The following is a 9368-nucleotide window of genomic DNA, read 5'->3' as shown; positions in this document are numbered from 1 at the left end:
TTCGCTCCACCTCAAAAGCCACGCGGGCGCCCGCCGAAAAATCCCCAATTCTCCCTGGCATCCACGTCGGCATAAATGGGGAATTTTACTTCGGCACTTCTGGGGAAAATTCACGCGGCATTGACAAGCGGGCTTAATCTCTCTGGATACGAGCAACGCACGCCGATTTCGTGCGATAGAGGCGCGCGCGATCCTTTGGCCTTAAGAATACACAAATCCACCGCCCGTCGCGATTCGCCGCAGGCGATGGCATCGACAATTCTTGGCGAAAGTCAGAAGAATATTCACGACACTTAGCAGGTCCTGCCATGCCCTTGTATAAGGTTGGGGTAACCCAATCCCCATGTTGGACCGGTCGCTAGGTACTGCAGACCTAACGCCCAAAAGTCACTCCATGGTACCTTGATCCCCGGATAGCTCTGCCGGTGTCACGTGCTAGGCAAAGCGCCCAGCTTGCGCATAGCTGGTCGCGTATCGTTTCTACAAGCGCATCATTTAGATCAGGCACTGGCAACGTGCGGGCACGTCCTATGCGCCGATAGCGCTGTCAAATACATCTGGGGCCTGCAACGCCTTTCAGCTTCCATGCGCTCGACCGCTGCTGAGTAAGCGTGCCGCAACTGTGTCACTGCGGATAGTCCACTCCGCGTTTGGATTTCAGAGGAGTGTCACCATAGCGTTCCCTGTACTTTCGGCTGAAATCGCCCAAGTGTGTAAAGCCCCACCTGCGAGCAACCTCTGCAATTGATGCTTCAATATGTGGTGGGTCTATTAGCTCTTTATGGACCCCTGCTAGCCGCCGTTCCGTGATCCATTGAATCGGTGTTTTCCCCAGTTCCTTTCGAAAGCTTGCTTGAAGCGATCGCACACCAATGCCCGCAGCAACTGCAATCTCGGCAAGGGTGATTTTTCGTTGCAGGTTCGCATCGATGTAGTCCAAAGCACGTCGAACCTGCCAAGAGGGGCGCAGGACGACATTTCCTTCATCTAGAGGTGAAGACCTCGGCCAAGCGGCAAGGAACTGATAAATTATCATCTCTTGAAGGAGCGGGAACGACAGGTCGTGCTCATCGACGCCAGCGTTCAGACGTTCGTAGACCAGATAGAAGTTGTGGCGAAAGGCTCTCATCGCAGCCCCACTGATATCGACAACCGGCTGGAAGCACGGAAAGGCAAACTCGTCGCTGCCTTCGAGCGCGACATGACCTGACATCAGGGCCGACCGATCAATGGTTCCTGCAAATGCCTGGAAACCAGCTGATGCTTCTTCCGTGACCATCTCCTCGAACGCAACAAACATGGCTTTGCCGGGGGTACCAAGATATTCCGCAAAGGAGTTTCTGCGGATGATCCCGCCGTTTGCAACGAAGCGGATCGTAACCTTGTCGAGCGCAACTTTCGGTGAAGATACGAAGCCGAATGGGGCATCCGTTGTCCATTGGGTGATCGCGCCTCCATGGACCCCTTTCGCATCCAGGTAGAAAGGCTCTTTTCGAAGAGGTTTGAAAGCAACGCTCAGGAAGGTCAGATCATTCAGATGATCGATTTGCTGCCGGTCGTGCGTTTGTAAAGAAAACACCTTTGGCGGCGGAATCCAAAGGGGTTCAATATGTGAATTCGAGTTTGCCATGTGCCGGTGCCGATAGGGACTTCAAGATTAAGCGTCCGAGAGAGTGCGACACGTTCGGTGCAATAAGGGTTTTCGTAATGTTCGCGCCGGTTATGTAGCCAGCAATATCGCTAACGATCAAGGCTGCATCAGGCCGGAAATAGCGCCAATGCGCATAATTTATCGCAATCCCGAACTTATCTTTTAAAGGGAGACCTAACTTTTATATTCCTTAAATTTTGAACGTAATTGTCCGCTTCATTACCCCGCACTCTTGTGCGGAGTGTCGAAACGTAGGTGGATTCAGCCGAACATTGGTCTCGGCGTTGCGAGGGTTGAAGTATGTCAATTTTGTTTTCCGGTGATTGCAGAAACGTGCTCAGTGCGTTCCAGAAGTCCCAAGCAATTATCGAGTTTACGCTTGAGGGAAAGATTATAACTGCCAATGACAATTTCCTGAACGCGCTCGGATACACGCTTCCGGAAATTGTTGGGAAACACCATGAAATTTTCATGGATCCAAAGGAACTGGATACACAGGCATACAAGGATTTTTGGGCAAACCTGACCCGCGGAGAGTTCGATCGCCGCCGCTACAAACGCCTTACCAAAGATGGCCGACCAGTCTGGATCGAGGCGTCCTACAACCCGGTTTTTCGTGGTAAGAAACCCTATAAAGTTGTCAAGATAGCCACGGACGTTACCGATGAAGCTATCAGGACAGCAGAACATGCGGGGAAGCTTGAGGCCATTTCACGCGCTCAGGCCGTCATCGAGTTCACCCCCGACGGTCAGATCCTCACCGCCAACGAGAATTTCCTAACGGCGCTGGGCTACACGGCCAGCGAAATCGTCGGCAGGCATCATTCGCTGTTCTGCGACGCCGTTTACGTTGCGAGTGACGAGTACAGGCGCTTCTGGTCGCGCCTGACGACAGGTGAACTGGTCGCCGACGAGTTCATGCGCATCGGCAAGGGCGGCCGGCAGGTTCATATTCAGGCGTCCTACAACCCCATCTTCGACATGAACGGCAAAGTCTTCAAGGTTGTCAAGTTCGCTACCGACGTTACCGCGCGGGTCAACAATGTCGAGCAGCTTGGCTTCGCGCTCAAGGCGCTGTCGCAGGGTGACTTGACGCAGTCTATCACGACCCCTTTCCTGCCAGCGCTCGAAACGCTGCGGGGCGACTTCAACGAAACCGCTTCCAGCCTCTGTTCCGCCATGCAGACAGTTTCCCGGAATGCCGCCGCAATCGCATCTGCGTCCCGGGAAATCCAGTCAGCGTCGGATAACCTGGCACGACGCACCGAGCAGCAAGCTGCTTCAGTGGAAGAAACGGCCGCTGCCCTTGAGCAGATCACCACCACCGTTGCCGACTCCAGCCACCGGGCCAAGGAAGCGGGGCAACTGGTGCGAACCACCAAGGGCTGCGCCGAGCAGTCAGGGCTGGTGGTGAGCGAGGCGGTGTCCGCCATGGGGGATATCGAGCGTTCCTCCACGGAGATCGCGACCATTATCAGCGTGATCGATGGTATCGCCTTCCAAACCAACCTGCTGGCCCTGAATGCGGGTGTTGAAGCGGCACGGGCCGGTGAGGCAGGCAAGGGCTTTGCCGTTGTTGCACAGGAAGTACGCGAACTGGCCCAAAGGTCGGCTGTTGCTGCGAAGGAAATCAAGGATCTGATCGCCAAGTCGGGCAGGTTCGTCAAGAACGGCGTGGCTCTGGTCGGGACGACAGGGGACGCCCTGCAGGACATCGTGGAGCAGGTCGTTCAGGTCGACCGCAATGTCAGTGCGATCGTGGTGGCTTCGACGGAGCAGGCAACCGGGCTCAAGGAGATCAGCACGGCCGTCAATACCATGGACCAGGCGACCCAGCAGAATGCGGCCATGGTCGAAGAGACAAGTGCTGCGGCCAGCCAACTGGCAACGGAAGCGGGGCAGTTGTTCGAATTGCTGTCGCGGTTCAAGGTCGGAGAAGTTCGCGAGGACACCCGGCAGAGCAGCGGTGCGATGCGCCATACATCCATAACGGGCGCGCCCCAGATTGCGAAGTCAGTCAGACTGGTGGCAACGCGTCGAGGGAACACTGTGCTGAATACCGAGGAATGGCATGAGTTCTGATAAACGCGCGGTAGTGACGTCCCGGGAAATTCCCAGCCATCGCTCGCCTGTCATGGATTGTGTTTTCAAGGCCATCTCAGATCCGACCCGTCGTCACCTGCTAGAGCAGCTCAGAGCTTCTGCAATGACCGTAAATCAGATGGCCGATCATCTTCCGATCAGCCGACCCGCCGTTTCACAACATCTCAGAGCGTTGCGCGAAGCACAGTTGGTCACAGTTCAGAACAGCGGCACCCGTCGCGTTTACATGTTCAATGATGCAGGTTTCCGGCACCTGCAGGCATGGATCGAGACGTTCAGTTTGCGACAGGATCCGGGAGGTGGGACAGAACCAGTTCGCTAATTCAGGATCGTAAAGTTGCAGATCAATGCATCGTCAGAAAGTGAGCCCCGTGATTGGCAGCATCAGCCAAAGCTGTAGCCTGGTCTCGGCTTAGCAAGACCATTGGCACGCCATTGACAACCAGCGCTAGGCCTGTTCGCGCGTTGACCACTGACCATCTGGCATCAAGGTCGGTCATGGCGACGTACGGTTTTCGTTTTGGAGCCGCGGACATGAGTGTCCATACCATTTCCGTCGCATCCATCAAGGATCTATTACAGGTAGATCTTACAAAGCTCTAGGAAAGGTACGCGATCGGAGCGTATTCCTCAAACTGATTTTAGCTTTAGGTCGATTAATTTCTGTCAGTAGTGACTCAGTGCGACGATGTGGGCTTACGCCGCTCTCATGGACATACACGCCTTGATGGGATACGAACCCTCGACAGCTAATTTGTAGATGGTAGGCCCTTGATGGTCTCAGGTGCTGGTCAACCGGAACGCCTACAGATTGACAGCCAGAACCGACGTTTTCTGCCTAACAGGGATGCCGCGCAGGATGAACAGATCAGAGAGCACATCGATGACATCGACCGCCTTCAGCTTTCTCTCGACCCCCTTGAAAGCGGCTTTACTCTGCTTCCGCCGAGCACGGCTTGTTCCAAGAGCTGGATATCGATTTCTCCGGCCTGCATAGGCCTTCCCATCAGATAGCCTTGAAGCTGGTCGCAGCCGGCAGCTCTCAGGATCTGCGCTTGGTGAAGGTTCTCGATCCCCTCTGCCGTTACAGGAATATCTAGGGCGATGGCCAACAAGATCGTTGCCTTCAGCACGTCCTCGCCGTTCGATTTTTCCTCGAGCGCCGTAACAAGTGAACGGTCGATCTTGACACGGTCGAAGCCGAAAGTTCGCAGTGCGCCAATGCTGGCATAGCCGCAACCGAAGTCGTCCAGAGCGAATCGCACGCCAATTGTCTTCAGCGCGTTGATCGAGCGGCGCGCCTGGTCGGGGTTCGACATGAGAACACCTTCCGTGATCTCCAAAGTTAGCCGTTTTGGATCAAAGCCCTCCGTCTCAAGAGCCGTGGAAACCATATGCGAGAAGTCCGGGCTGCAGAGCTGCAAGGGGGAAACGTTGACGGATAGGTAGAGGTCTGGCCAGCGCCTTGCCTGGGCTATCGAAGTGACCAGCATATGACGTCCGAGTGCGTCGATGAGCCCGGCCTTCTCGGCCAACGGAATGAAGACTTCCGGGCTGATCTGTCCTCGTGGTCCGTCCCAACGCGCGAGCGCCTCCACGCCGTGCATGGACCCGTCTACAGCGGATACAAGTGGCTGGAACACCGGCGTGATGGCTCCGGATGCGATCGCCGCGCGCAGGTCACTCTCGAGCAAAGCCAGGTGTTCGCGCTCCACGTCCAGCGCCGGGTCATATCGCACGATCCTGCCTCGGCCATCCTCTTTCGCCCGGTAGAGCGCCATGTCAGCGCGTCTGAGAATTTCCAACGGCTCGACCAGTGCTATGGCGCATGCCGTTCCAATACTCGCGCCGACCTCGATGATCCGTCCACCGATCTCGAAGGGCGTGCGGAAGATATCGAGTATAGCATCGTCCAGGTCGGTCAACGTCGGTCCTCGCTGGACAAGGGCAAACTCGTCCCCGCCAAGACGCGCTACGCTGGCAACAGACGGATGCAGGTTCGTGATAGCCGCGGCTGTTCGACGGATCAGTTCGTCACCCACGGCATGACCCCAGGCGTCGTTGACAGCTTTAAAGCCATCGAGATCGATCATATGCAGGGTCAGCAGTCCATCGTCCGCGCGGGCGTTCTGGACAAGGCTCATCGCCAGCAGAAGGCCTGCCCGGTTATGCAGGCCCGTCAAGCTGTCATGGGTCGCCTCGTGTTTGGCAACCGCTGCCAAGGCTGCGAGGCGCTTCGATTCAACTGCACCAAAGACGAGAACCCCAGTGAGGAAGACAAGCAGGATTGCAATGGCGGCATAGATGTAGGGCTGGACCAGCTTGAACAGCGCGAGACCAGGACGCTGGCTACTCCATGACAGGTATCCGATCACCTTGCCGTTGGCGTCCCTAAGCGACTGATTGAGCCAGCCAGGTTCCTCTGTTGCAGCCAGCCGCAAATCCTTGAGGTCATACTGCACCGACTCTGCGGCAAGGACTTCCGGGGTTATCTCCTTCAGCATCGTCAGCACGGGGTGACGATAGGCTGGTTGATCCTCAAGTGCGAACGGCTGGATCGCATTCGACGCGACAAGGAAGACGCGGTTTCCAGCGGGCAGAAATTTCACAACAGGTGGCTTCCCTGCCACCGCGGCGCTTTCGATATGCTTGGCAAAAGCAATCCCGAACATTGCAAGGGGATCGAAAGGCTGGCCGTCCAGATAGGCGGAAAACGGCTTTCCAAGCTGATCGAGAGCAACGACGGCATCATATAGCGGATAGTCTGCGGACGTCTTTCCCCAGTTCTCGTAGGCCCAGCCTACCGGGTCCGATCCGGTCGCAGCGCTGAACGCATCGTCCCAGACGGAGTTGTCCTGCAACACTCCAGACAAACGGCTCTTCAAGGAAGAAATGGAAGCCTGCGCGGCTCTCGTCGCACGCGCATCGTCGATGTCGTTTGCTGACGTTACCATCGTACCTACGACGTGGGTCATGAGCGCAGTAAGCACCAACCCCACAAACAGAAAGAAGAGCGTGGCGCAGGCGACAGACGAGATGCGAGGACGGCGGGGGAGTAAAAATCGGGCGTTCATGAGCAGTCCAGAATGCGGAGGACAGGGTCATCGGCGACTGCACGGAAGGCATCATGCCAGGCTTGTCGCTCGTCCGGTTCTAGCATTGCTTCATGTAGAATCAACGAACGAAGATCGTTAACAAGCGGGCAGACAAGTGGAAGGTTAGGTTAGGCACAGGAAAATCTGCGATTCCTTCGAAACAAGTCGTTGAGGCTGGAGCAGGCGCAAGCGCCGATACTCCAGATGCTGTCTGTTGCAATTTTTGATTTTTTGCCTGAGCTAGACGACGACCATATAGCACCGATTGGCTCGGATAGACTGTTCGAAGTGCAGATTTAGACTGACAGAGCGCAAGCCAATCAGTGGGCGATGAAATCTTTACACATACTGCATTCTTTTCAACGACGGATAGGAACGGCCGTGGCTAACGGCCCCAATGGATGAAGGCTATAGTATCTGTGACGAGGCTGATCGCCCGTAGCCTGTTCTGCAAATGCGGGCATCATCGATCAACTCGCAAGACGCTGGTACACAGACAGATTCCCTGTTGTCTTCGCTGGAGCTATGGATGAGCTGGACTGAGAGCCAATCTCAAACTGACCGATCAGATCAAACAGTCCTTCTGCCTCCTTCGCGAGGGAATGGCTTGCGGCTGTCGTTTCCTCGACCATTGCCGCATTCTGCTGTGTACCCTGATCCATCGTATTAACGGCGGTATTGATCTCCTTCAGCCCAGTGGCCTGTTCTCTCGCGCCTTCGACGATAGCTGATACATTCGTATTTACCGACTGAACCTGGGTAACGATCTGCTGCAACGCCTTCCCGGTTTCGGTCACAAGCAGGACACCGTTCTGTACCTGCTCGCCGGACTTTGAGATGAGCGTTTTGATTTCCTTGGCAGCCGACGCCGACCGTTGCGCTAACTCTCGGACTTCCTGTGCGACGACTGCAAACCCCTTGCCTGCATCCCCCGCGCGGGCGGCTTCGACACCTGCGTTCAATGCAAGGAGATTGGTCTGGAAGGCGATCTCATCGATGACCCCTATAATGCTGGAGATCTCTCGCGACGAAGCCTCGATCTCCCGCATAGCGATAATAGCGCGGTCGACGATCTCACCGGAATGCTCTGCCGACTGGCGTGTGTCCGCCACTTGCTTACCGGCTTCCGCAGCCCGACGGCTTGAGTCCGTGACGGTTGTCGTAATCTGCTCAAGCGCTGCTGCCGTCTCTTCCACCGAGGCCGCCTGCTGCTCGGTCCGCTTGGAAAGATCATCCGCAGCAACTCTGATCTGGTTCGAGCCGGCCGCGATCGCCTGGGCGTTCTGACCAATGCCCCGCATGACATCTTCAAGCTTGGCGACAGCGCCGTTGAAGTCCGAGCGGACCTGGTCAAGACGGTCGGCAAACTCGGAAGTGATGCGGTAGTTCAATCTGCCGTTCGACAGTTGTCCCAATGCGTGACCGATGTTGTCGACCGCAAAGCGAACTTCCTCTGCCTCCTTGGCCTGCTGGCGCTCTCGCTCGATCCGCTCATGCTCCGTCTGCGAGCGGTTGCTCGTCGCTTCTTTTTCTAGGCGGAGACGTTCCAACGCGTTGTCGCGGAAAATCGCGACCGTCGAGGCCATTTTGCCGATCTCATCGCTTCGGGCTTCTCCGTAGATCTGAACCTTCAGGTCGCCGGCAGCTAGATCGGCCATAGCCGCAGTGATTGAGTTCAGCGGACGGACCACCCCTCTGAGCACGGTCCAGATGGAGAACGCCGCAACCGCCGCACCGAGTGACGAGAGGACAATCATCAGCGTGTACAGCGTTGCAGTGAGCTTGGTACCTTCTTCAAGATTCTGCTTTGCTACGCCGATCTGCAGGTTGATCAGCTTGGCAATATCGGTTCCGAGCGGGTCGATGGTCGGATAGAGTTCGGAATCGTTGAATTGTCCCAAGGCGGCCGTATCTCCTGAAGCGAGGAGCCCGCGGAGCTTCGCGATGCCTGTGCTTGCCTGACTACGCGTGGCAGCGAAGTGGTCCGCCAGTATTTTCTCGTCGGCTGTGAGCGCGGTCGCGGTATACGCCTTCCACTGCTGCTCGATCAAGACCAGCGCCTTGTCCACTGCTTTCAAGCCATCCTTCGCAGACACCTGCTGCGCCCGCACCTTGTGTGCGGTGTCAACGATATCGACCGCGAACCCGTCACCGATCTGCTTGAGTTGCTCCATGGGGATGACGCGATCCGAGACGATTGATCCAGCAATTTTTGCCTGCTCGCTCATTGCGTAGAATGTGAAGCCGCAAACAGTCACAAGCGCTGCCGTTAGCAATGATATACAAGCAAGAAGTTTGAGCCGAATTGTCATGATCTGCTTCCCGACGGAGACCTGGTTGAAAGCGCGATGCTGTATATATCGCGTCAGAAGCATCAATAAGTGAACGGATTTCGTGCACATATATTCAGCTCCACTGGAGGATTGTAGCGGAGAAATTGCAAATATTTTGTGTATTTTTTACCAAGTCCACGGATTAAAGTGTATTTTTTGAGCATTTGCACAAACGGGAGTCATACA

Annotated in this window: 5 protein-coding genes; 2 read left to right on the top strand and 3 right to left on the bottom strand. The window is 55.9% G+C overall.

From position 1 onward, the window contains the following. Positions 1–625: 625 nt before the first annotated feature. On the bottom strand, positions 626–1630 hold the full coding sequence (locus G8E10_RS19095; protein ID WP_167130313.1) for a helix-turn-helix transcriptional regulator: 1005 nt from the start codon (positions 1628–1630) through the stop codon (positions 626–628). Positions 1631–1951: 321 nt separating this feature from the next. On the opposite strand from G8E10_RS19095, the gene G8E10_RS19090 reads away from it, so the two are divergent. Together G8E10_RS19090 and G8E10_RS19085 are read left to right on the top strand one after the other, a co-directional pair. Next, positions 1952–3733, top strand: coding sequence for a methyl-accepting chemotaxis protein (locus tag G8E10_RS19090; RefSeq protein WP_167130312.1), 1782 nt, complete (start codon positions 1952–1954; stop codon positions 3731–3733). Positions 3734–3785: 52 nt separating this feature from the next. Next, entirely contained in the window at positions 3786–4076 is a 291-nt protein-coding gene (locus tag G8E10_RS19085; protein WP_167130343.1) for an ArsR/SmtB family transcription factor, read from the top strand. Positions 4077–4653: 577 nt separating this feature from the next. On the opposite strand, the gene G8E10_RS19080 is transcribed toward G8E10_RS19085, so the two are convergent. Both G8E10_RS19080 and G8E10_RS19075 read right to left on the bottom strand, forming a co-directional pair. Beyond that, positions 4654–6828, bottom strand: a complete 2175-nt coding sequence (locus tag G8E10_RS19080) for a bifunctional diguanylate cyclase/phosphodiesterase (RefSeq protein ID WP_167130311.1) — start codon at positions 6826–6828, stop codon at positions 4654–4656. 491 nt (positions 6829–7319) lie between these two features. Next, positions 7320–9161 (bottom strand): methyl-accepting chemotaxis protein, encoded by a 1842-nt coding sequence (locus tag G8E10_RS19075; protein ID WP_281517669.1) that lies wholly within the window; start codon positions 9159–9161, stop codon positions 7320–7322. Positions 9162–9368 lie beyond the last annotated feature (207 nt).

This window comes from Ferranicluibacter rubi, from assembly GCF_011603255.1.
Classification (GTDB): Bacteria; Pseudomonadota; Alphaproteobacteria; order Rhizobiales; family Rhizobiaceae; genus Ferranicluibacter; species Ferranicluibacter rubi.
The sequence above is the reverse complement of the archived record's forward strand: the minus strand, read 5'-3'. Positions and strand labels throughout refer to the sequence as shown.